This window comes from Flavobacterium sp. LHD-85 (assembly GCF_030929595.1).
In the GTDB taxonomy this organism is placed as follows: domain Bacteria; phylum Bacteroidota; class Bacteroidia; order Flavobacteriales; family Flavobacteriaceae; genus Flavobacterium.
The window spans coordinates 649,929-675,213 of sequence record NZ_JAVFVR010000001.1; the positions used below are offsets into that span (position 1 = coordinate 649,929).

At 34.7% G+C, this 25,285-nt stretch carries 12 protein-coding genes; 2 read left to right on the top strand and 10 right to left on the bottom strand.

Annotation, left to right across the window (positions count from 1 at the left end; all coding sequences use genetic code 11):
• Positions 1 to 98: 98 nt before the first annotated feature.
• Positions 99 to 2,420, top strand: coding sequence for a 5-methyltetrahydropteroyltriglutamate--homocysteine S-methyltransferase (metE, locus tag RB618_RS02800; RefSeq protein ID WP_308067379.1), 2,322 nt, complete (start codon positions 99 to 101; stop codon positions 2,418 to 2,420).
• 225 nt (positions 2,421 to 2,645) lie between these two features.
• Positions 2,646 to 3,620 carry a polyprenyl synthetase family protein gene (locus tag RB618_RS02805; RefSeq protein ID WP_308067380.1) on the top strand — a complete coding sequence of 325 codons (975 nt, stop codon included), beginning with the start codon at positions 2,646 to 2,648 and terminating at the stop codon, positions 3,618 to 3,620.
• A 518-nt stretch (positions 3,621 to 4,138) separates the two neighbouring features.
• On the opposite strand, the gene RB618_RS02810 is transcribed toward RB618_RS02805, so the two are convergent.
• The 10 genes from RB618_RS02810 to RB618_RS02855 all read right to left on the bottom strand — a co-directional run bounded on the left by RB618_RS02810 (position 4,139) and on the right by RB618_RS02855 (position 25,086).
• Positions 4,139 to 4,489, bottom strand: a complete 351-nt coding sequence (locus tag RB618_RS02810; RefSeq protein WP_308067381.1) for a hypothetical protein — start codon at positions 4,487 to 4,489, stop codon at positions 4,139 to 4,141.
• Between the two features lie 430 nt (positions 4,490 to 4,919).
• A complete protein-coding gene (locus RB618_RS02815) occupies positions 4,920 to 5,582 on the bottom strand; it encodes a hypothetical protein (RefSeq protein WP_308067382.1) in 663 nt (220 codons plus the stop codon).
• Positions 5,545 to 6,858: an RHS repeat-associated core domain-containing protein gene (locus RB618_RS02820; RefSeq protein ID WP_308067383.1), complete on the bottom strand. Its 1,314-nt coding sequence runs from the start codon at positions 6,856 to 6,858 to the stop codon at positions 5,545 to 5,547. Before RB618_RS02820 ends, RB618_RS02815 begins: the two co-directional genes overlap by 38 nt.
• 397 nt (positions 6,859 to 7,255) lie before the next feature.
• Positions 7,256 to 7,609, bottom strand: coding sequence for a hypothetical protein (locus RB618_RS02825; RefSeq protein WP_308067384.1), 354 nt, complete (start codon positions 7,607 to 7,609; stop codon positions 7,256 to 7,258).
• 74 nt (positions 7,610 to 7,683) lie between these two features.
• The gene (locus RB618_RS02830; protein WP_308067385.1) at positions 7,684 to 9,219 is read right to left on the bottom strand and encodes an RHS repeat-associated core domain-containing protein; all 1,536 of its coding nucleotides are present in this window, start codon (positions 9,217 to 9,219) and stop codon (positions 7,684 to 7,686) included.
• Between the two features lie 181 nt (positions 9,220 to 9,400).
• Positions 9,401 to 9,874: a hypothetical protein gene (locus RB618_RS02835; RefSeq protein WP_308067386.1), complete on the bottom strand. Its 474-nt coding sequence runs from the start codon at positions 9,872 to 9,874 to the stop codon at positions 9,401 to 9,403.
• A gap of 10 nt (positions 9,875 to 9,884) precedes the next feature.
• A complete protein-coding gene (locus tag RB618_RS02840; protein ID WP_308067387.1) occupies positions 9,885 to 11,483 on the bottom strand; it encodes an RHS repeat-associated core domain-containing protein in 1,599 nt (532 codons plus the stop codon).
• A 189-nt stretch (positions 11,484 to 11,672) separates the two neighbouring features.
• A complete protein-coding gene (locus RB618_RS02845; protein ID WP_308067388.1) occupies positions 11,673 to 12,185 on the bottom strand; it encodes a hypothetical protein in 513 nt (170 codons plus the stop codon).
• Positions 12,186 to 12,192: 7 nt separating this feature from the next.
• Complete coding sequence (locus tag RB618_RS02850) at positions 12,193 to 21,876, bottom strand: SpvB/TcaC N-terminal domain-containing protein (protein ID WP_308067389.1); 9,684 nt, start codon at positions 21,874 to 21,876, stop codon at positions 12,193 to 12,195.
• A gap of 255 nt (positions 21,877 to 22,131) precedes the next feature.
• Positions 22,132 to 25,086 carry a T9SS type A sorting domain-containing protein gene (locus RB618_RS02855; protein ID WP_308067390.1) on the bottom strand — a complete coding sequence of 985 codons (2,955 nt, stop codon included), beginning with the start codon at positions 25,084 to 25,086 and terminating at the stop codon, positions 22,132 to 22,134.
• Positions 25,087 to 25,285 lie beyond the last annotated feature (199 nt).

Genomic DNA, 25,285 nt, shown 5'->3' on the forward strand with positions numbered 1-25,285 from the left:
AATCTATTCTAAAAACACATTTTACTGAAATAAGCCTCAAATATAAGTTATAAAAACCAAGAACGTAAATTTGTCCAGTAAAAAATACTGAATCAAAAATGAAAACAAACAACTTAGGTTATCCAAGAATTGGCAGTAACAGAGAGCTTAAAAAAGCATCTGAATTGTATTGGGCGGGAAAAATTTCTGCTGACGAACTTATTGAAACTGGAAAAGAAATCCGCCTTAAAAACTGGAAGCTACAAGCTGAGGCAGGAGTAGATTTAATTCCGTCTAATGATTTTTCTTTTTATGATCAAGTTTTAGATTTGACTTTAACTCTTGGGGCAATTCCACAGCGTTATCACGAATTGGCAAAAAGCAATTCATCTTTAGATTTGTATTTTGCAATGGCAAGAGGCGCGCAAAAAGACGGTCAGGATGTTGTAGCAATGGAAATGACAAAATGGTTCGACACCAACTATCATTATATTGTTCCTGAATTTACCAAAAACCAAAAGTTCGAATTGTTTTCAGAAAAAATAATCAATGAATTTAAAGAAGCAAATGCGATTGGAATTAAAACAAAACCTGTTCTAATTGGTCCTGTTTCTTATTTATTATTAGGAAAAGAAAAAGAAGAAGGTTTCCTCAGAATTGATCTTTTGGATGCTTTACTTCCGGTTTATTTCGAAATTTTGGAAAAACTGCAAGCAGAAAATGCCGAATACATTCAATTAGACGAACCTTTCCTAGCTTTAAATTTAACCGATAAAGAAAGAGCAGCTTTCACAAAAGTATATAACGAAATCAACACTCGTTTCCCAAAGCTTAAAATTGTTTTAGCAAACTATTTTGACTGTTTTGGAGAAAATCTTGAAACTGCTTTGGCTTTGCCTGTTGATACTTTTCATTTAGATTTAGTTCGCTGTCCGCTGCAATTAAATGATATTTTAGAATCTGGAAAATTGGCTTCAAACGTAAATCTTTCTTTAGGAGTTGTTGACGGAAGAAATATCTGGAAAAATGATTTCAAAAAATCTTTAGAATTAATCAAAAAAGCAACTGACGCGTTAGGAACCGACAGGGTTTTAATTGCTCCTTCTTGCTCATTAATTCACAGTCCGTGCGATTTAGATCTTGAAACAAACGATCAAACTTTAACGCCTGAAATCAAACAATGGCTGGCTTTTGCTAAACAGAAAATCAACGAAATTGTACATTTAAAACAATTTGCTTCTAACGAAGTTAGCATTGAAAATTCTGCTGATTACAAAGAAAATGTTTTGGCAAATGAAAATCGTAAAACTTCAAAATTAATTCACAATAATGAAGTAAAAAACCGTGTTGCAGGAATTACAGCTTCAGATGACAAACGTAAAAGCGCTTTTGCAACCAGAAGAAAAAGCCAGATTGAAGCTTTAAAACTTCCGTTATTCCCAACTACAACAATTGGTTCTTTTCCTCAAACTGCCGAAGTGAGAAGCTGGAGAGCGAGATTCAAAAAAGGAGAATTAACTGCTAAGGAATACAATGATTTAATCGAAAAAGAAACCGAAGCTACTATTCGCTTTCAAGAAGAAACTGGAATCGATGTTTTAGTTCATGGCGAGTTTGAACGTAACGATATGGTAGAATATTTCGGAGAACAATTGGTCGGATTTACGTTTACAAAAAACGGCTGGGTTCAAAGTTACGGAAGCCGTTGCGTGAAACCGCCTGTTATTTATGGAGATGTTTCTAGACCAAATCCTATGACTGTAAAATGGTCAAAATATGCACAGTCTTTGACTCCAAAATGGGTAAAAGGAATGTTGACAGGCCCCGTAACTATTCTGCAATGGTCTTTTGTACGTAATGACCAGCCTCGTTCTGAAACTTGTACGCAAATCGCTTTGGCTATTCGCGATGAAGTTGTTGATTTAGAAAAAGCAGGAATCAAAATTATTCAAATTGATGAACCTGCAATTCGCGAAGGTCTTCCGTTACGAAAAGAAGAATGGGCAAATTATTTAGATTGGGCAGTTCGTGCTTTCAGAATTTCTGCAAGCGGCGTAAACGATGATACTCAAATTCATACACATATGTGTTACAGCGAATTTAACGACATCATTCAAAACATTGCCGACATGGACGCCGATGTTATTACTATTGAATGTTCTCGTTCGCAAATGGAACTTTTAGATGCTTTTGCCAACTTTAAATATCCAAACGAAATTGGTCCTGGAGTTTACGATATTCACTCGCCTCGTGTACCTTCAAGTAAAGAAATGGTTCGTCTGTTAGAAAAAGCTTCAAATGTAATTCCGATAGATCAATTATGGGTAAATCCAGATTGCGGTTTAAAAACCCGTCATTGGGATGAAACCAAAAAAGCACTAATCGAAATGGTTGCCGCCGCTCAAGAAATGCGAACAGCTGTAGAAAATCCTGTGACTTAATACCTTTAAATAGTTTTTGTTTTTTATGCCAGCAAGTGAGATCGAATTTAGTTATGATTCGTTTCGATTTCACTTTGACTGGCATTATTTCTTTTTATTGTAAAATGCAACACATTACAAGGATTCATGGTTTTAAATTAATTCGTAAAATTTTTCTTCCACTCAAAAAACACAAATCATAAAATTCTGTACTTTAGCAACTTACTAACTATTAAACTTAATTCTATGTATTCAGCAGCTCAATACACAAATTTTTTTATTAGTTATTTAGAAAATCAAATTATAGATAAAGAACCCAAAAATCTATACAATCCGATAGCATATATAATGTCATTGGGAGGAAAACGATTACGCCCTACACTTACACTTCTCACCACAGAATTTTTTGGAACAGACTATAAGTTAGCATTACCCGCTGCTTTGGCAATTGAAATTTTCCATAACTCGTCCTTAATCCATGATGATATTATAGATGAAGATCCCATTAGAAGAGGAAAAGCCACAGTACACAAAAAGTGGAATACTAACATTGCTATTCTTTCTGGAGATGCAATGATTATCTTAACCTACGAATATCTGCTTAATTACGACCCAAATCTTGCAAAAGATTTGATCAAAGCGGTTAACAAAATGGGAATAAAAGTATGCGAAGGGCAAACCCTGGATGTAGATTTTGAAACCCGCCAAGATGTTACGGTTTCTGAATATCTAAAAATGATTAAGTACAAAACTGGTGCACTTATAGCGGCATCGATGAAAATGGGTGCCATAATTGCCCAAACATCGCAAGAAAACTGCGATTTAATTTATGATTTTGGAATTAATATCGGATTAGCTTTTCAGTTGCAAGATGATTATCTGGATCTTTTTGGCGATACTCCCACATTTGGCAGACGTTTAGGCGGCGATATTATTTCGAATAAAAAAACCTACTTATATTTTAAGGCTCTTGAAATTGCAACTGAAAGCGAAAAAGAAGTATTAGAACGTTTATACGCTGTTCGCCTTGAAGACAATACAAACAAAATTAAAACCATAACCGATTTGTTTCTGAAATCTGGAGTGCCAAATGCAACACAAGAATCAATCAAAAAGTACACATTTAAAGCTTCTAAAATTTTAGACAAAATCAATATAGAAGAAGATAAGAAAAAACTATTAAGAGAGTTTGCCGAGAGTTTAATTGGAAGACGAGTTTAGTTGTTTTGATTAAAAAAAGGTATCTTTTCCCTTCTGGTTTTCAAGAACCATAGTAAAAAACCACACCAAAGCTATGTTACATAACAAGTCATTATAGTGCTCTGGGCTCACGCCCTGCACTATAAACCCATTATGTAAAATAGCGCATATCTTTTAGGCCTCTCCCATTTCCCCCGCTTCTGCCACCGCACTAGGATTCTTTCTTTATTTGCTCAGTCGCCGCAAAGGGCTACGCATTTCTTTTGAAAAAATGCCAGGAATCTAACGCTTCAATTTGCCATTGTCGCAGGCATTATTTCAAAAAAAATGCAGATTCCAGTTGATTTAAGACACAAAAAAACCTCGCATTGCTGCGAGGTTTCTCTTTTCTAGTCTTTGCCGATTCTCCTTGCGCCACACGAAAGGATTCGTGCGGGAGCGGAGGTTATCTCTTTTTTGAATTAAAATTTTAATTTACCCTGATTTTATTAGACTTAAACACAGATTTTTGTAAAAACACCTAATCTGATACATTCCCCCTAATCTGAAACATTACCCGACAGCTTGATTACTGCATTATTTGCATATTCTCTTACCAAGTTCCAAACTGTATCCTTTTCAAAACTCTCATCAGTATTTCTTTCTTCAATTGACAAATTAAGTTCAATGAGATTATGACATCTTAATAACTCATATACAGCCAAATAAGACACCATTTTGTTTTCCATAAATATAGGTAGCAATTGAAATGCATCATAAAAATCAGAAATTATTTCATCAAAAACATCAACATAATTAGGATAAATTTTTAATTGTTCTTTGTATGGTTTTGATAAATTTTCTACACTCCTTTTTAAAAGCAATAATTTGTTTTCTAAATCTTTTGTCATAATACTAAATTTTATAATCGGGCTTTAAATCTATTAGTCTCGACTCCATCAGATACTTTCCAATATGGTTTACCCTGATAATGTCTACGAGATCCAGGTTACAACAGAAGCCTAAACCATTTACATAATCATTATTGTCAGTACCATAATAAGGAACTTCAAGAGTATTATGATTTGCCTTTATCAAATTTATCGTTTAACACATACTAAAGAAGTTACTTACAGTTTTATTTATAATAGAATAAGACATAAAAAAACCGCTCATTTCTGAGTGGTTTTCTTTTTCTATTCTTTGTCGAGTTTCTTTGCGGGTACGAAGTCGGGAGACTTCGCACAGCACTCAAAACAGCTTATTGAACTCTTTGAAGAGCAGGCCGTTCATCTCTGAATGATTTGATATTTCTAGTCTTTGTCGATTTTGCAAAAACATCTAATTTGATGTATTACCAAATTCATTTAATTTATAAGTTAATGAATCTCCTTGCTCAAAAATAATTATGGCCTTACTCTTATACAATTCAAATTTTTGAACTTTAAGGTTATAAAATTTGCTCGGTAATTTTGCAAAAAATAGTTTTCTACTTTTTTTATTAAATAAAAAAACGTCATGATTTCTTTTAAAGAATAAGATCTCCTTTTCTGGATTTTCTACAATTTCTGTTTCGAATTTACTAACATCAATCTTACCTAATTCATTGTTTAAATTGCATATTATTAAATATCTATAATTAGTACTTGAGCCTTGTCCTAGAGCAATATAATCAGTTTTAAATAATAATTTTGGGATCATTCCATTGTAAGAATCACAATCAAATAAGTAATTATCAAGTGTGTCAACAATTCCATTCATTTTTATTTCAATACCATAACTTTTGTTAACTGGTATAAATCTAATATAATCTCCGTTTTTAAAAATTGTATCTTTAGCTGTAGTACACTTAAAAAAAACCTCTTTACTTAGGTGTTCATTTTGTATGGTAGAATTTCTGCCTTTCCTTTGTTGTAATTGACCATTTTTTTGGCAATTAAAAAATAAAACACATAATATTAATATACTACAAAGGTTTACTTCTCGTCCCTTTAATTTTTTCATAATTTAAATTTGGATTAAAATTCGTTCCTTTTATTGAGAAAGTTGGTGTCGCTTTCCAAAAAATAGTTCCTCCATATGCTGCAGAAGAATTATAAAGAACCATTCCCTTAAAATTTCCTTGGCTCGCTGGCGAATATGTCAGTAAACTTGCAGTCATTTTAAAATCTGTATTGAATACAGCATTTTTATTACCTGAATATTTAGCCAATTTTTCGTCTGTCCAAAATCCTTTAAATGTATTAAAATCTGAAGTATTAATTCCTAATCCGACTGTTCGAGATTTAATATGATCCCATCCTTTAGTTGCTAAATCAAAACCATCCCATCTTGTAGCTCCATTTGAATAATCAATCCCACCCATTACAGCATTCATTGCTGCTTGCATACTATATTCTGCATTGCCATTATATTTAGTAGAATTGCCTCCATTACCATAGCCATATATACCCTCGGTCTGCAGAGTAGAAGATATGTTTTTTCCTTTGTAGTTGGCTAAATTAACAATTGAAGATGCCAAAGCAAAAGATTCTTGCCAATTGCCACTTGACTCTTCTGCAACTGTATTTGCAAATTGATTAAGTACCGAATTTGAAACACTTAATTCTCTTGCATTTTGGAAAGTTCCATCAGCATTTTTTGAATCAGCATAATATGCTTTGTTATCATTTATACCATCACTGCCTAAATGATTTCCACTGCTATCATAATAATCCCCATCCAACATTCCGGTTGGATCTACTCTATTTATTGGATTATTTGAACAATAATGATATGGTGTAAACAAAGGATTAATTTCCGCCAATGGATCGACCGATATAAAGATTGAAAGTTTCGGATCCTGATACCTAGCACCAAAATAGTACATTCCAGTTTCTCTATCCAGTTCTTTACTCGTGAAAAGATACGGCGTATTCCATTTCGCATTCTTTTCCTCCAAGAAAACTTCCCCAAATGGCACGTATTCAATATGCTGGACAACTTCGCCATCTAAATTAGTGATATATGACGAACTTCCCAAATGATCTGGGTGGTAATAAAATTGTTGTAGCTCTGCATTGTCATTTTTAGCCATTTTCCCTGTTGGAGAGCCACCAGAACCAGTATCTCCAGAAGGATTACAACAGAAGCCTAAACCATTTACATAATCATTATTGTCAACTCCATAATAAGGCACTTCAAAAGTATCATAACTTGCTTTTACAACTTCTAATGCTTTTTTATACTTACCATCATAATTCACTTTAACACCAGAGAATGATTCTCCTGCTTTCTCCACACGTCTAGGATCTGCTCCGTAACTGTCAAAATCACCAATTTTCGAAACGATTCTTTGTGAACCAATGTAAATATGTTTGGTATTTCAATAACAACTAACTTCAAAAATCGCTTAATTATTTTACAATGACAGCTTGTAAAAGTTTATTTTAGAATACAATAAGACAAAGTTACTCTTTCATTTTGCCTCTAATTTGATACACTTTATTGATTTTTACTCGAATTTATTATTATTTAAAACTCCAAAAACAAAAAGACAGCCCGAAGGCTGCCTTTTTATTTTTTAAAATATACTTAATCTTTTGTTTTACAAAGTCTAACAATAGATTTGTGTAAAAATACCTAATCTGATACATTACCATTCCTACTAAGCTAGTAAATTAAAACTTCTCATTTTTTTATTTATATACCTTTTCACCACACTCAAAATTAAAACTCAAAACAGTATCTTTTTTATGGATACTAAAAACAAGCTCTCCTTTCTTTTTAATAAGTGTATCTCCAATTTCGATATATTCTTTGTAATCAGCCCACCATCTGTCGCTTGTTACTGAATTACAATCACATGCTTTTTTAGTTAATGGATTAATACCTTTGTAATTAAACTTGCCGTCTCGTATACCTGGTATTTTCTGAACAATTAATAAACACTCATCTGCTTTGCAAGCATTTGCTAATAAATTACAATTTTCGAGCTGATTCCCACAAGAGAATAAACTTAGAAAACTACATAGTAAAAGAATATATTTCATAATTGTTAATATTTAATTAAAATAATCTGTTTGTTTTAGTTACTCCATAATTTGCTCCAGCACCTGAGACAGCGTTAAATTGCCCCCCCCGTTGATATAACTCCAGATTTCTCATTAGGAATGAATTGATTAGTTATTGGATCAAAAAATGCACTTTTAGAATGTGTTACTCCCCAGTTTTTAAAAGTAGCTCCACCACCTAGAGAGTAACCTTCTATCCTGTCAAATAAACTTTGACTATTTTTTGTGCTTGGAGCATCATATTTATCCATAATCTCAAAAGACACACCAAAATTCCAATCAAATCCTAATGTGGTAGAAACTCCTGTTCCCAAAGTTCCAAAGCCAGCTAATTGATTCGTATTTCCGTCAAGCACTAAACTATTACTTGCACTGTAAGTTGTAAAATTCCAATCTATTGATCCATATACAGTAATTGCATAACCATCTGGTGTGTATGGAGAATAAGGATTTTCTCCATCAATATGTTTGTAAGTATCATAATAACCTTTATTATAATTTTCAAAATAAGATGGTCTTTCATAACCTCTAATTGATACTTCCTTTAATTCTGTTGATTGAGTCCAAGATCCGTCAGCATTGGACTGATAAACTTTATTATCACTAGGATCCCAGTAAACCTCTCCAGCTGCTGCTTTCCAAGTAGGAGGATCTATATCCTCTGCACTCATTCCAGTAGGATCAATAAATCTGACAGGATTATTAAGCGCATACGCATAAGAACTTACTCCTTTAAATTTATCTGCTAAAGGATCAACCGATATAAAGATTCCTAGTTTCGGATCTTGGTATCTAGCCCCGAAGTAGTACATTCCAGTCTCACGATCAAGTTCTTTACTCGTGAAAAGATAAGGCGTATTCCATTTCGCATTTTTCTCCTCTAAGAAAACTTCTCCGAAAGGTACATACTCTATATGCTGAACCACTTCGCCATCTAAGTTACTAATATACGAAGAACTTCCCAAGTGGTCAGGGTGATAATAAAATTGCTGTAACTCTACATTGTCATTTTTAGCCATTTTTGCTGTTGGAGAGCCTGAAGTTCCAGTGTCTCCAGAAGGATTACAACAGAAGCCTAAACCATTTACATAATCATTGTTATCAGTACCATAATAAGGCACTTCAAAAGTGTCATAACTTGCTTTTACCACTTCTAATGCTTTTTTATACTTCGCATCATAATTTACTTTAACACCAGAGAATGATTCTCCTGCTTTTTCAACACGTCTAGGATCTGCGCCATAACTGTCAAAATCTCCAATTTTCGAAACGATTCTTTGTGAACCTATGTAGATATGTTTAGTGTAACGACCTCCATTTTGTGCAACTAAATAAGGATTCACATATAATGTAAAATCAGAAGTTGAAGTTTTTCCTCCAGAGAATACAGAGTTTACAAAAATTCCTTGCCCGCCGCCTGAAAGCTTCGTTACACGCTCGCCGCCTGCATCGTAAGTGTAATTGCTTACATAACCATTAATATCTATGGCTCTTAATCGGTTTTCTTCGTCCCAAAGCAGTTTTTTCTCCTGCGCTTTTTCGGCAACCTGACCGTTTACTCGTACTTCCTCGGTATTTACATAAATCATGTTACCCTTATTCTTACTTACCAAAAATTGCTTTATTTTATAGAACTAAACACTCTTAAAAATCTTATTTTAAACAGAATAAGACATAAAAAAACTGCTCATTTCTGAGCAGTTTTCTTTTTCTATTCTTTGTCGATTCTCTCTGCGCCACACGAAAGGATTCGTGCGGGAGCGGGGTTACCTATTTCAAGAAGATATCTTTAAAACTATTATTTTCTAATAATTCTGGATAATACACAATTAATTCTCCAATAACTTTTTTTCTAAAGTTTTCATAAGATTTTTTAAAGGAACTATATTTACAATTTATAACATAAATCCCTCCATTTCCTTCCTTAATCTCTAAATTATCAGGCAATGTATACTTAAAATAATTGCTATTGCTATAATAATCACAAGATACTAAAGAAAAAACATAATCAGGTTCTTCTTTATAAGAAAACATATTTTCAAACTGCAGCAAATAATCAATAATTCCTGTTTCAAGTAACATAAAGTTTCTCTTTTCACTATTTACTGAATCAAAAAAAATAAATATTCTTCCGTTGCAAATTCCTTTCAACCAATCAATATCGTATTCTCTAATATTGCCAGCCTTTCTCTCAGACTCTACAACTTTTAAATCTAATTTATAATCAAAAATTATTTCTCCCATAATATTATTATTACTTTCCGACTGGATATGCATTTAAAACTTTACCTGATTCATCTAGATATACTTTAAGTGTTTTTGTTGCTTTTCCTGCAGAATCTGTTCCTATAACTTTATCAAAAGTATGTAGAACTTCATAATTACCTTTTCCTCCTGCGTGTTTTCCTTTTACTACAGCCTCTTGAACTAGTGCTTTAACATCTTTAATATTACTTAAAGATTGTGAAAATCTACTACTTACTTGTCCTTTTCTCGCATCAAAAAAATGTCCTTTCTTTATGTGATCTATAGCTTTTTCAATAGTTCCTCCATATTTATTTTCTCCCCAAACAATTTTTGTAATTTTTCTTATTTTACTAAATTCCTCAATGGCTTTAATTCCATTTTTAGTATTTCTTAATTCTGACAGCAATAATACTGATAAGCTTCTATCAAAAATAGACAGCTCATTACCTTGCATATCAACTCCATATATACCCTCGCCAATACCCTTAATATCTCCAATTACAGGAACAAAATCTACACCATAACCTCCATTCTTAAGACCTTGATTCCAACCTCTAGTTACATTGTCAGCTTGTCCCTCAGGAATACCCCTAAGCGCGCCAGCCATACTTTGCTTACCATTTGGATCTACATAAAGTACAGGGTTTTGATAACAATACCCGTAAGTATTTAAGTTTTTATCATTATAACTTCCTCCATTATGCTGTCCATCATAATAAAACTCTTCTTCCATTACTGGATTGTAAACTGCCAGTGGATCAACAGAGATCCAAAAAGAACCTTTTGAATCGTAGTATCTAGCCCCGAAGTAGTACATTCCAGTCTCTCTATCAAGTTCTTTACTAGTAAAAAGATACGGCGTATTCCACTTAGCATTCTTCTCTTCCAAGAAAACTTCCTCAAAAGGCACATATTCCACGTGCTGTACAACTTCGCCATCTAAGTTACTAATATACGATGAACTTCCCAAATGATCAGGGTGATAATAAAACTGCTGTAACTCAGCATTATCATTTTTACCTGCCATTAATTTACCAGTTGTAGAACTTGATGAACCTGAACCAGTATCTCCCGATGGGTTGCAACAAAATCCTAAACCATTTACATAATCGTTGTTATCTGTACCATAATACGGAACTTCAAAAGTATCATAACTTGCTTTTACAACTTCTAATGCTTTTTTGTACTTAGTATCGTAATTTACTTTAACTCCAGAGAATGATTCTCCAGCTTTTTCAACACGTCTAGGATCTGCGCCATAACTGTCAAAATCACCAATTTTCGAAACTATTCTTTGTGAACCAATATAAATATGTTTCGTACAACGACCTCCGTTTTGTGCAACTAAATATGGGTTCACATACAAAGTAAAATCAGAAGTTGAAGTTTTTCCGCCAGAGAATACTGAATTTACAAAAATTCCTTGTCCGCCACCTGAAAGCTTCGTTACACGTTCTCCGCCTGCATCGTAAGTGTAATTGCTTACATAACCGTTAATATCTATAGCTCTTAGGCGGTTTTCTTCGTCCCAAAGCAGTTTCTTTTCCTGTGCTTTTTCGGCAACCTGACCGTTTACTCGTATTTCCTCGGTATTTACATAAATCATGTTACCCTTATTCTTACTTACCAAAAATTGCTTTATTTTATAGAACTAAACACTCTTAAAAATCTTATTTTAAACAGAATAAGACATAAAAAAAACTGCTCATTTCTGAGCAGTTTTCTTTTTCTATTCTTTGTCGATTCTCTTTGCGCCACACGAAAGGATTCGTGCGGGAGCGGGGATCAAAACAACTTATTGAACTCTTCGAAGAGCGGGGGTTTTATCATCAATGACAACTACTTTTTTTGTAGCTCTAAATTCATTAGTAATAATTCTCATTTTTTTCTCTTTCTTCTTATTTTTTATTTCTATGGTATCAATCCATACTTCATCTTTAATAATACCATCAATATAGTTTACACCTAATTTATTGAACTTTAGAAACAAAGGAATCGATAAGTTTGATTTTGAATACATTGTATCAGCAATAATTCTTTTTAGAGCTTCCTCATCTTGATTTATTATTTTAGTTTTTGCAAATGCATATTCCAACATTCTACTTTTTTTACTATCAACTTCATTAAGAATTACAGTAATAGTATCTAGATTACTTTTATAAATAATGCGTCCTTCATAATACTTATTCACAACTACTGTATCAGGGAAATCAATACTAAATTTTGCATATGCCTTTTTTGAATTGACTTCTTTTTTACAAGAAATCAAGCTAACTATCAAAATTACTATGGCTACTATTTTTTTCATAAAGATTTTATCTGCTTTGTCTATAAATAATATTCTTTCTTTCAGCTTCTTGTTTTTTAATGTTATAGTTACGCTTATTTAAAGCATTTATCTTTGCTGAATCTGAATGAATTACAGATGTATCTCGTGGTTTACCTTCATGAACCTGTGAATCATTATCTCTAAGTATGTCAGTTGTTGTATAATTTTTAATTTGCATATCGATCTTTTCTTCTGCCGCCCCTTTTATTGTTTTTATTGCATTTGAAGCATTATCAATAGCATTTATACCATCATTAATTTTATCCTCAGCTGTTGCTCTTCCTAACTTAAGACCTCGCAATTCGTTAGCAAGTAAGGCAATTATAACATCTAGCGTACCCTTATAATCAAACCATTCTACACTTCTTCCTCCCTTATCTAATGAACTAGGGTCTTGATTGTTTCCTCCATCAGAAATTGCCATTCCTCCACCATTAGAGCCTGATGTTTTCTTTTTATTATAATCTGCTACAATATGAGATCCATTATATATTATTTGTTTTCTCTCCCCATCTAATAAAATCCTGTTTCCATTTGCAAACGTTTTACCCCACGAATAACCTAAATGAGCATATCCTTTTATCTTAGAATTTCCATCACGCCAAATTATTTTCCCAGTTTCATAATTTCGATACCAATCTCTACCATCAGGATCAATCATGTTAATTGGATTATTTACACAATAAGCATAAGGTGAAATATTTGGGTATTTCAAAGACATTGGATCCACCGATATAAAGATTCCCAATTTAGGATCTTGGTAACGTGCGCCGAAGTAGTACATTCCAGTCTCTCTATCCAACTCTTTACTTGTGAAAAGATACGGTGTATTCCATTTCGCATTCTTTTCCTCCAAGAAAACTTCCCCGAAAGGTACATACTCAATATGCTGAACAACTTCGCCATCTAAATTAGTAATATAAGACGAACTTCCCAAATGATCTGGATGGTAATAAAACTGCTGTAACTCGGCATTGTCATTTTTAGCCATTTTTCCTGTTGGAGAGCCACCAGAACCAGTGTCTCCAGAAGGATTACAACAGAAACCTAAACCATTTACATAATCATTGTTGTCAGTACCATAATACGGAACTTCAAAAGTGTCATAACTTGCTTTTACAACTTCTAGTGCTTTTTTGTACTTAGCATCATAATTTACTTTAACTCCAGAGAATGATTCTCCAGCTTTTTCAACACGTCTAGGATCTGCACCGTAACTGTCAAAATCACCAATTTTCGAAACGATTCTTTGTGAACCTATATAGATATGTTTTGTATAACGACCTCCATTTTGGGCAACCAAATAAGGATTCACATACAATGTAAAATCACTTGTTGAGGTTTTTCCTCCAGAGAATACAGAGTTTACAAAAATTCCTTGTCCGCCTCCTGAAAGCTTCGTTACACGTTCACCGCCTGCATCATAAGTGTAATTGCTTACATAACCGTTAATATCTATGGCTCTTAGGCGGTTTTCTTCGTCCCAGATTAATTTCTTTTCCTGTGCTTTTTCAGCAACCTGACCATTTACTCGTACTTCCTCGGTATTTACATAAATCATGTTACCGTTTTTGTCGTAAGTATATTTATTATCTTTTTGTCTATCGACTTTTGGGTCTGTATTTTTTGTACGATATTCGGTTTCTGCTACATTGTCCAATTGGTGTTTGTTGGTGCTGTTATAATTGTAATTCATAGTATAACCGGCTTTCAACAATCCTGTTTCAGTTACTTTGTTCTGTACAACGTTTTGTGTTTTGCTTACAATATTATGCAGGTCATCGTATTTCATTTCCAGGTTATAGTTAGCCGTTTTTTGGTCGGCTCCTGTGTACACTCCGTTTGCAGCAGTTAATTGATACAAATTATCATAGCTGTAATTGTGCGTCATTATACCTCCCATTTTATTGGTAACGCCCGCAGCACTATTAGTCACGTTTAGTACATTACTTATTTTGTCATACTGGTATTTGTTGTTCATGAACATTCTTGGCGTATTCGTGTCTTGATATCCTGTTCCTGAAGCTACGGTCATATTATCCAGTCTTCGTCTTAAAGGCTCGTAATCGTATTTAGTTTCAGTTCCGTTACAATATTTCAGGTAACTTCTCTGCTCAAATTTGTCATAACCAATTTTGTTTACATAGTTGTAACTGTAAGCTTTTTTGCCGGCAACTGCCTGCAATAATCCTCCTGAATTATAACTGTAACTCACTTTTTCCTGATCTGGATAGATCATTTCCTGCAAACGGTTCCATGAATCGTATTTCCAGCTTGTAACATAAGTTGCAATTGCTGAGTTTGGTACGATTAAAGTTCTGCGAATGCTTTCGATCTCTCCCATTACGCCGTATGAGAATTCCTGTGCTCCGGTCATGTCTTCCATAAGCATCAATCTTCCTTTACGGTTTTGGCTCTCGTTTTTAGAACCAAAAACATAGCGTACATCATTTTCAGGATGTTCTGGGTAGTGAATGTTGGTTAATCTGTTAAACTCGTATTCATACGTTATTTTTTTGCTTTTGGCTTCCAAATTGGCGGTTTGTCTTTCTAACAAATTGCCTAAAGCATCAAATTTAAAGATGCTTTTTCCTGCATCCGGCTGTACCACCTGCGTGCGTCTGTCGGCAAAATCATAAGTACTTACGGTTTGCTGTCCCTGTGCATCTGTCACGGTTATGTTTCTGCCAATTCCGTCATATCCAAACTGTGTTACTACATTATTGGCATCTAGGGTTTTCATTGTTAATCCAGAACCGTTTGCATAGCTTGAATTGGTGTTATTAAGCGCATCGGTCACTTCTGTTTTTAATAAATCGCCTTCGATAGTATATTTCATTTGTGTCGAAGCACCATCTGGCAATGTTGTGGTAACTGGTCTGTCGAGAATATCATAGGTTGTTCTACTCGGTTCAACTGAGTCAAAACTATCCATGAATTTATTCCAGTCGGCCAATGGCGCCGTCTGTGGATAATAAGCTGCTTTGACACGTCCGAAAGCATCAAACTTAGCACGTCCTGAAACCACCATTACATCACTTTGCTGATCTGGAGTTTTATTGTTTGTAATTCCTCCATCTTTCTTGACCTGAATTGCTCTTCCCAATCCGTCAACAAAGGTTACAGTTTCAATAGGATCGCTCGGGCGCTGTGCATCAAAATGTTTGGTTCTGGCGTACGCTGTTCTGGTTATGTTTCCGTTAGAAACTGCTGTCGTTGGGAAATAATCCATCATTATCGTATACGGCTGTCCTATTGCAGCTTCTTTCGGTCCCTGAACTTTGGTCAATCGACCGAATTCGTCAATTTCTTTTTTAATTAAATAACCGTTTACATCTTCAGTTTCTAAAGCAATTCCGTAACGGCTGTCGTAGTTTCTGGCATAACTGCGGTACTCAAAATTATCTGAGATTTCCTCCACGTACATATTAAACTGACTGTCGTATCGGTATTTATAAAATGGACGTTCGTTTTTGTAATTCGCTGGCAATGTTTTTTGCGTTACATTTCCGTAGGCGTCATATTTTAGATCTGTAACTGCCCACTCGCTACTATTAAGCTTTTGTCGCACCTGATTGAGATGAGCAAAATTCATGTCATATGTCGCTCCTATTTCATGTACTGTAACACCACCCATGGTTACTTTACTGCTTAATGGTACATTAAGAATATGTTTTTGCAAATTGGCTATATAGCCTATATCCGTTTTATAATTCCCTGTACTATTATCTTTGTAAGTATAGCTTTTTAATCCTCCATAAGTTCCTTTACTTACATAATATTCATTATTTATTTCGCTCAATTTAAGCGGGTTTGTTCCTCCTTCGTAGACAGATGAAACTATTTTTTTAATCGGGTTAAAACTAACTCCTCTGTCTGAACACATTTTACTTACTGGAGAAAATTCATACTTATCTTCCAATGCTTTTACCAGATAGGTAAAATATTCCTGTGTACTTTCGCTATATTTTGCTCCTATATTTACCGTGCTGTCAGCTCCTTCGTTACTTGCTACTACTGAGCTTAATAATTGTCCTGCATTGTAATAATCAGAGACATCATAGTTTTGGGTTAAAGTTCTGTAAACTTTATCTCCATTTTCTGTATCTATGTTTTGGGTTTTTACTTCTCCAAAACCAAGGAAACTTCTTTCGTGACGTTCGTATTTTCCTTTTGCGTATGCAAATTGTGTTTTCATATCAGGACCGTCGCTTGCAATTCCGTCTTTTACTACCACACTCTGCAGCACCCATTTTCCTCCCGGATGATCGTAAGTAGGCATACTTCGACTATAGTCTACAATAAATTCTCCTCCTAATGGATTGTGAACTGCTTTTAGTTTATTGGTACGCGCAATTGTTGAACGTTTAACCGTCATATTACTATCTTCTGTAGAAGTTAAATAATCCGGAAATCCATCGCCGTCTATATCCTGCAACGTTGATTCTGTTCGATTGCTTGAGAGTCCCACGTTTACTCCTGGATTTATGGCTACTTTAACCGCTAAAATAGTCACGGGAATATTAAATGAAGCATTTAAAGATTCTGCTGTAGAAGATCCCTTACCTAAAATTCCTAAACCATTCCATGGCATTGGGTCATTGTAGCGGTCTCCCAAATTTAAACGTACTAAATCATTTTTAAATACCTGATCTACCAGTCCATCTCCATTGACATCCTGTAGACTAAAATCATTCCATGTAATATTTTTCACAATGCCATAACCTCCACTAAATGACGAAGAACCAAAATCAAAACCTAATCCAAAATTAGGCGATATAGATTCTGCTTTGGTAATATCCAGTAAACCATAATCTATAGGCTCAGTAAAGCTATAACCCAAATTAAGCTGTACTTTTTTACTACTTAAGATCTTATCTGGCAAACCGTCTCCGTTTATATCTGTCCAGGTTTGCACGGTTTCTTCTTTATTATAATCAGCTCCTCCACTTACAACTATTTTACTTTTCGCTGCATCTAAAGCTGCTTCTGCATTTTGAGAATCCTTTATTGCTTGTGGTTCATTTTCACAATTTGCTGCTGCTTCAATTGCTTTAGCTGCATTAAATGCAATTTGAGCAGTATTTATTGCAGCCGCATGCTTTGCTGCTGATCCCGCTGATAAACCATAGGAGTTAGAAGTACTTGTATGCAACCCTGAAATGGTAATATTTTCTCCATCAAAACCACCTTTGCTATTGGTCAACTGAATATTTCCTTTAGTGATAATATCCGGAAAGCCATCCCCATTCATGTCCTGAAAATCGGTAATCACTTCTGAAGTTCCCTCTGCTGAACTAGCAGTAAAAGGACTTACGCCTGTTTGTGTAGAAATACTTTTTCCCTTTGTAATTTTGCTTACGCCAAAAGCAGCTGTTCCTTCTGTACAATATGGATTGTTAGTATTTACGGCTCCTGCAGTCAACCCGTCAAGCGGATTAGTCAATATTACATTATCCTCTCCCAAACGTGAGCTTGAAACAATGGCACTATTTATATAAGTCAAATCATCTGCTCCTGACCAGTACTTTTTAGTCGTTACATCAGGTGTCATCATATTAAAGACCATTGTTCGGGGATCTGCCTGATCTTTTGAATCAGGCAATACTAATTTACTTTCATCAATTGGTTGTTTATTTCGCCCATTCATTGCATTGTAAATAAATTGTCCCCAATGGCGCTGCATTGGACCAAATTTCTCCATATCAGTTGTTACAGGAGCAAATACTGCAGCTGCAACAGAAGTTCCGTTTACGCTTACTGTGGTTGTTGCAGTAGTAATTACACCTAATGCAGCACGGTCTGAAATTGTATATTCAATCCAGATTTTATCTCCAGTATTCGTCGTTACTGTTAATGGCGTTGCTGTTGCAATTATGCCATTAACTATACTATAATTGTTTTTACCTAACAAAATACCCGCGCTTGTTTTGGCAGACAAGGTCACCTTATAAACAATTCCGTTTGTATTCACTGCTTTAAGTGTTGGTACTATACTCAACTGTCCAGATGAAGTTGCAGTATATAAATTTCCTTCTGCTAAATGGCTGGCAAAAAGACTATAATCTTTAAAAGGAACTGTTTCATAATCTGATACTCCCGTAATCGTTACCTTATCTACTCCTGTACAGTTTACATCCGTAGGAACGGGATTAATTGTACTATAAGAACCTAATGTGTAATGCGATAATTTAGCATCCCATTGTATTTTATCCCAAGCTACATTAGTTTCACTTGTAATAGCAATTTTCAATTCCTGATAATCGTCTGAAATAGCAGGCAAAAGAGTTTTTGCGGTTAATGTAGTATTATAAGTTTGCGTTGCTGCAAACGTTCTACACCAAAGCACATCAAAACCACCTAGACTATTTTTTCCTAAAAGATTGACTGTAACAGCATCACTGGTAACTGGTTTTGTAAAAGTTCCAGTTATCTGAACTGCTCCTGCTTCATTTGCTTTTTGCATTACAAAATTTGCCGGGTTATTATCTAAAACGAAACCTTCCGTTGCTTTATAACTAAAACGCTGCTGTCCGTCAGGATTTGTTGGCAAGCCTGTTCTGCTCGCATCTGTATAAGTAATTACTGGATCCCAGTTTACCTGATCAAAAGCACCGTTGGCTGAATCCTCAATACCAGACTGCACTCTGAAATAAATTTTTTCTCCCTTCACCACAGTTAGTGAAGCGCTTGAAAGAGTTGCCGAAGCTGACGTTTTTGTAAGTGGCTTTGGTGCCACAATTTGTAAAGCTCCTTTTTGAATACCTACAAAAACCCCATCTGCCAAAGCATATTCTGTCTGATCATAATCTCCTGTAGGCGGTATTAGGGTTGCTGTACTTTCTATTTTAATTGTTCCTGCAAAAGGAGCTTCCCACACCCTAACGACATCGTGCAAAGGTGCATTAGAATAAGCTTCTGCCTGTTCTGCCGGATCTACAGCTGTAACCGAAGTATCTATATTTCCTCCTGCTTTGATTGGACTTGCGGTATCAAAACTTGAAGTCGTAAAGGTTGGAATAGGATTACCATTAAGATTAACAATATGATTAAAATACACTACACCATTACGTACCAAATCAACCAATCCATCATTATTGACATCTTGAAAATAAATACTATTGGTAGTTTTACTAGTTTGTACACTAGTTCCTCCCGTAGCCATTGCCTTTCCTAGTCCTATTTTTATACTTGCCCCATAACTCAATGCTGATGACTTAGTTAACGAAATAGTTGAAATTCCATTAATTTCTAATCGTTCGCCAAAAGTATTACTACCCAAATTTGGACGATAATAAATGCGTCCTGAGTCACTAAAAACTTTATCTGCCAGACCATCTCCATTAATATCTACCAAGGCCAAAAGTCCTTTTGATTCAGAAGGAGAAAACGAAAAACTTGCTCCAGCTGTATTACTTGTAGTAGCCTGTCCATCGGTAAGACCAACTCCTACATAAAGTGAGAATCCCCCAGAGGTAGAAACACCACCTCCTAATGCTGATATTTTATCATTAAAAAGAACCTCACCAACTACCTTATCTGCTTTTGTAATAATACCGTTTCCTGTTATATTATCAGCTCCCGTATTCCAATTTTCTGTATTATTATTAAAAGGCACATAACCTTCTGCTGCCTTTACATCATCATAATATTCAAAAATATGCTCGTTGAATTTGGCACCACTGGCATCATTTTGTACTATTTTTTCTAAAAGTGTTTTCTTGAAAGCTCCGTCATTATTTTTATAAACAAGATCGTAGCTGCGTAATGTTTTACCTAAATGAATAACAGTTACTTTGGTTAGCAATTTTTGTTGCGAGGTTAAAAAACCGTAACGGCCACTACTGGTTTTTACTGTTTTTATACCATTATTCTGAAATGAAACAAGAGAATTTCCATTTGCAAATTCTATACTATTCAAATAGACTGCTTTCGCTTTTACATTTCCTTGTATAGTTTCGTCAGATGTTGTATAATTATATTTCATCATATCTCCATGCAGCTCTGTTACATTAGTCAAAAACCATTCGGCAATGTTACCATTGTCTCCTTTTAGCTGCTGGCTGTATAAATAAACAGTTCCGCTTTTATCCGTTACTTCCCAAGTATAATCTTTAGGGTTTGTTCCTTTTCTAATGATTTTAGAGAAATCACCCTCTATTCTAGGGTAAAATTGAACACTGCCAGTTTTACGGGTTATTTTTTCGCCACGATGTGCTACCGTTGCCGTTTCATTATCAATTTGAACTAGCATAGCACCATTAAAGCTGTAAGTCTCTGTTTCTTGAGTAGTACTATAACGAGGCACGCCCCAACGGGTATCTACTGCAATTTTAGGTGTATGTATGTCCCAACCTTCACCCAGCCATCCGCTTCCGCCATCACTATTATAAGCGATATTTATATTGGGTTGCATGCCATTACGTGCTGGTGGCACTTCGATTGTGTAACTTAAATTTGTAGACCCCTGCTGATTTGCTGTTGGCGGTTGAATCGTTTGCACTGCCGCTGTTGGGTCTGCTGCTTTGATATCATTCATCATGGTAGCGGCAAAACCTTGGGTATCCGGAGATTCCGGTGTTTTGATAACACCATTGATCATATCTGTAAAATGGGTTGTTTTTGAGATAATAACTTGATTCTTCACGTCAAGGCTGTCTCGCTCCAAAGCTTCCCAATGTCCTGTGTTTTTATCAAAAAAGAAGGTACGAATATCGTCCTCTGTATAGCCCGGAGGTAATAATTCTTTGTTATAACCTAATTTTACCAATGCTCCTTCAGCAAAATGTTCTCCGTGAGGTAAAAAACGATAACCGCGCCCGTTAGTTAAATTGGTCATCATCGGATCTAATGCTGGTAAATCAAGAGTTCGTAATGGTGTTATGCTTAAGGTTTTATTTTCTAATAAGGCCGTATTATTTACTTCAATGCTGGCCGCACCAACGGCTAACATCATTTTTTGTCCTTTAATAAATGTTTTAGAACTTCCTGAGAGTACATTTGAAATTGGTTCCTGATGCATTACAGAAACTGGTTTCATCACAATATTTTGCTCTAAAACCTGACCTTGTGCTGTTATTGTTACTGTTTTTTCAGAATTATTACTAATAGGTAAAATAGTTTCAAAAAAACCATTTTGGTGCGTAATTGCTTTTCCTCCAATATTAATTTTACTTTCAGGAGCTAGCCCTTCTATAAAACCACTAACATACCCTTCTCCCTTATAACTTAAGGCTGTAAGATTATCTAATCGAAGTTTTTTTGAATTTCCTTTTTCAACTACAAAAGCCAGCTGACGAACCTGATAACCATACGTAGCTTTCTCCGGTAATGAAAACAAGAGTGTATTATCGCCTTTGTGCAAACTTGCTGTATTGATATACTGTTCCTGTAAACTCCATTGATCGCTTTTTTCAACCCAAGTTCCGCCTCGTGAAAATTCGTCATTAATGCTTATAGCAACTCCATTCCCATCTGAAACTCCCTGTAATTCGTATACTAATTTTACACGATCGCCTGGTTTTAGATCTTCTTCTAAATTAAAATGGAAAAGGTTATCAGCAGGATTATCCAAAAGTTTACCTGCATAGACTCCAATAATACCTCCGTTTTCTGCTGCCGGGATTCTTATCTGATTTTTTTTATTTAAACCTCTTATTTGCTCTTTCAACACTGGGGTTGAGGACCAAATTGAGGGAGTTTTAATATTACCTGATTGTATATGACTATTAAAATTTAAGGCTAAAACTCGGTTGTTTACTACCCTATTTGGAGATTTAAAATTATACGCAAAAGCACTCTGTCCAAATATTATCACTGCTAATACACTTGCAGTAATTCTTTGTATGGTCGTTTTTAAATTTTCTTGTTTTTCCATGTTTTTCTAAATGATATATGGATTATTAGTTTTAAACTAATTCTGATTTTAGTTGATTATGATTGATTTGGAGAATTCGCCCTCAGTTGTCAATACTTTTATTATATAAATTCCATTTACAGGAATACTTGTAGTAAATGTTATTTCTTTTTGTAACTCAGAGCTACGCAATTGTGTTATCAAGATTCCTGATGTATTAAATATTAAAACTGTTGCTTCTGAAGGATTATTCAATTTTACGTTAATATTGAAATTAGCTCCTGCTTTTGAAGGTACTGGTGCAACAACTAAATTATCTGTAACCAGAGGTGTATCGGGCGGAAGAATCTCTTGGCATTCTGGAGCTTCAAGCTTAATTTTTTGAACTACTTTATTTGCAACACCATCACCTTCAACTATGCTTAAATAGGATGCAGCCTGCCAGGCTAATTTAGTTGTGCCGCTTACAAAACCAGTATGAACTAAATTGTAAATTCCGTTTGGAGTTCCAAGAAGAGATACAAACCCGTAATAAGCTAATGTAATATCTGCTGCAGCCAGATTTTTAGTTCCAACCAATTGACCATCAACGGTGCATTGCAAAATGCCACCATCCATTTCTAATTTAATCTTACTGCCTTTACTAAGCGTTGCTAAAGCAGTTTCTGATGCAACTCCTTTGTTCCAAAAAAACAATTGATTTTGTTTTATCAGAACTCCATAATTCATTAAAGCAGTAGTAAGACTTGTTCTTTGATTAATAAAACCAATATATTTATCAGATGTAAAGTCAGTTACAGCCCATTCAAGACTTCCCTTTCCTCCTGCTAACATTGCTGTGGTAGTTGCTGTAGTAGCTTGAGTAACTGCGGTTTTTTCAAAATTTGTGCCTATCATTTCTAATGTCAAATCATAATCTGCAGCTTCAAGATTTGTCAGCGTCATTTTAGAATCATAAAAAGTGCCTGTTTGCAGGACAGGAGTAGTTCCTGTTTTAGTTAAGGTGTATTTATATCCTGGCAGACCTTCTTTTATTTCTACATTAATTTTTCCGTTCTGCTGTAGAACACCATCTGCACAAGTAGGATTTATACCTTCTTCCAGAGCTATTAGTTTTACGGTTGCATTTTTATATCCAAAAGAAAATACATCTGTACCATTGCCATCAGCGTCCCAAACCACATTATTGAATACTAATTTCTTTCTGCTGGTAATAATTTCACTAACAGGATAATATTCTACATTTTCAATCGCAAAATCACCTTTGCCTGAGCGATCGATAATTAAGAAACTTTTATCTGTATAACTGGCAAATTCGGCAGCTTTTGAAGTTTCATAAGAAAGTTCAACTCTTGATCCTGATGCTGCAAATCCTCCATGCGCTACAGTTAATGAGACATCTGTTTTTTTATTTTCTAATGAGACTATTCCATAAAAAGATTTATCTACATCTGCCGGTAAAATTGTCAATGTTTTTGTTGTAATTAATTTATTCCCAGCAGTATCATAAATATTAATAAAAACACTGTTCTCCAGTTTTTCGATCGTTATTTTGTAGCTGGCTGGTACCGCATACCCGTATAAATTAACCTGAGGTTTAGTATTTTCAATAGCATATACATAACCGCTCTGGTCGATTCTTATACCGTAATCCAAAGAGCTGGCTGTACCGTCTTTTGCACCAAATTTTATTATTGTTGCACTTCCCGTTGGAAAATTTTTAAATTCCATATAGCCGTTCTTCCCCTGCAGGGATGTCTGGGTTACACTATTTCCTGTAGTAGTATTAATTTTATTGGTAAAGGTGGTTTTCCCAAATTCCGAATTGACTTCTTGACCATTATTATTAAAAAGCAAAGTTTTTTCTTGTTCTGTTGGAGGATGCATATTTGTGACCAGCTTCCATGTTCTGCTCATTCGTTTAATTCCAGCGATTCCTCCTGTATTCTGAGTTGTTAAAGCTCCATTATCATCTCCCCATACTGCTGTATTAGTATTAGTTAGATCACAACCCGGAAATTGCCCCATAATTAATAACCGAAGAGCTCCTGCATTACCCCAAGTTGCGGGATAGGTATTTGAATCATAAGCATTTGAAAAATAAGGGCCTTCTTCATAACTTGTGGTCGAAAAAGGCTGATCTAGACCACTTGCATCATCACGCATTATTCCTGTGATGCGATTGTTGTAGGTTTTATTTGTACTCCAATCCCAAATTAGTCGATCGTCACTAGAAATGTATGAGTTGTTTAGGGTAACTCCATATTTAATAGCTAAATAAGTTTCGGCTTTTCGGCGCTCCAAAGGTGTTAATACGCGACTGTAAACAAATAGTTCAGGAATATATCCATAAAAATTATTGCTAAAGCTCTTTAATGAATAGGTAGACAAACCATTGACATTATTAATATAACCATAGCCTAAAGTTAAATTTGACGTTGGATCTTCTCCCCAAACTGAGATATTCGGCTGCTGATATTGATAGTAGGAGACAATCTTTAATGATGTTTCTCTAAATTTTGCATCTATGCCTTCACTATTATCAGGATTTCGATATAAATCTTCTCCATAAAGGCTGCCATAATCCAACACCTCTCCATCTCTTTCTGTGCTGTTTACAACTTTATCATTAGTAATTAAAACTCCTTCGTTTGTCCGGCCTGTAATTCCATATAAAATATTTTCATTATTATAGTACGTCGTCGCATGACCAAAAAGTCCTACAATTGTGCCTTGCTGCAAATTGGTCTGATCTAAAAAAAACTGGCGACTTGTACCATCGAAATAAAGAGACGGATTAAAATTATAATATCTAAAATTGACATTTGATACCTCATTTTTGGTATTCCAGTGATTTAATTTTGATCCATTTCCCCCAAAATCCTGCCAATTGAAATATCCATTTGCCAAACGGCTTGTTTTAAACCAGACCTGAGCCCCTAAAACTCCGCCAGGAGACTGACTATAAGCTGGATAAATACTAAAAATCAAACTTAAAATTAATACCTTAATTATTCTTTGCATAACTTGTGCGATTTGAGTTCTTTTTATATTGTAAGAATTAGATTAAAATAAAATATGTGCAGACAAATTATATTAACGTAATTTTCTTACAATTTTAAGAATATTTTCTGACATACAAGAATAAAAATTTAAAAATTTTCCTACATAAATAATTGTTGCTATCGAGTCAGTGAAAACTTTAGAAAAAGTACAAGGCATT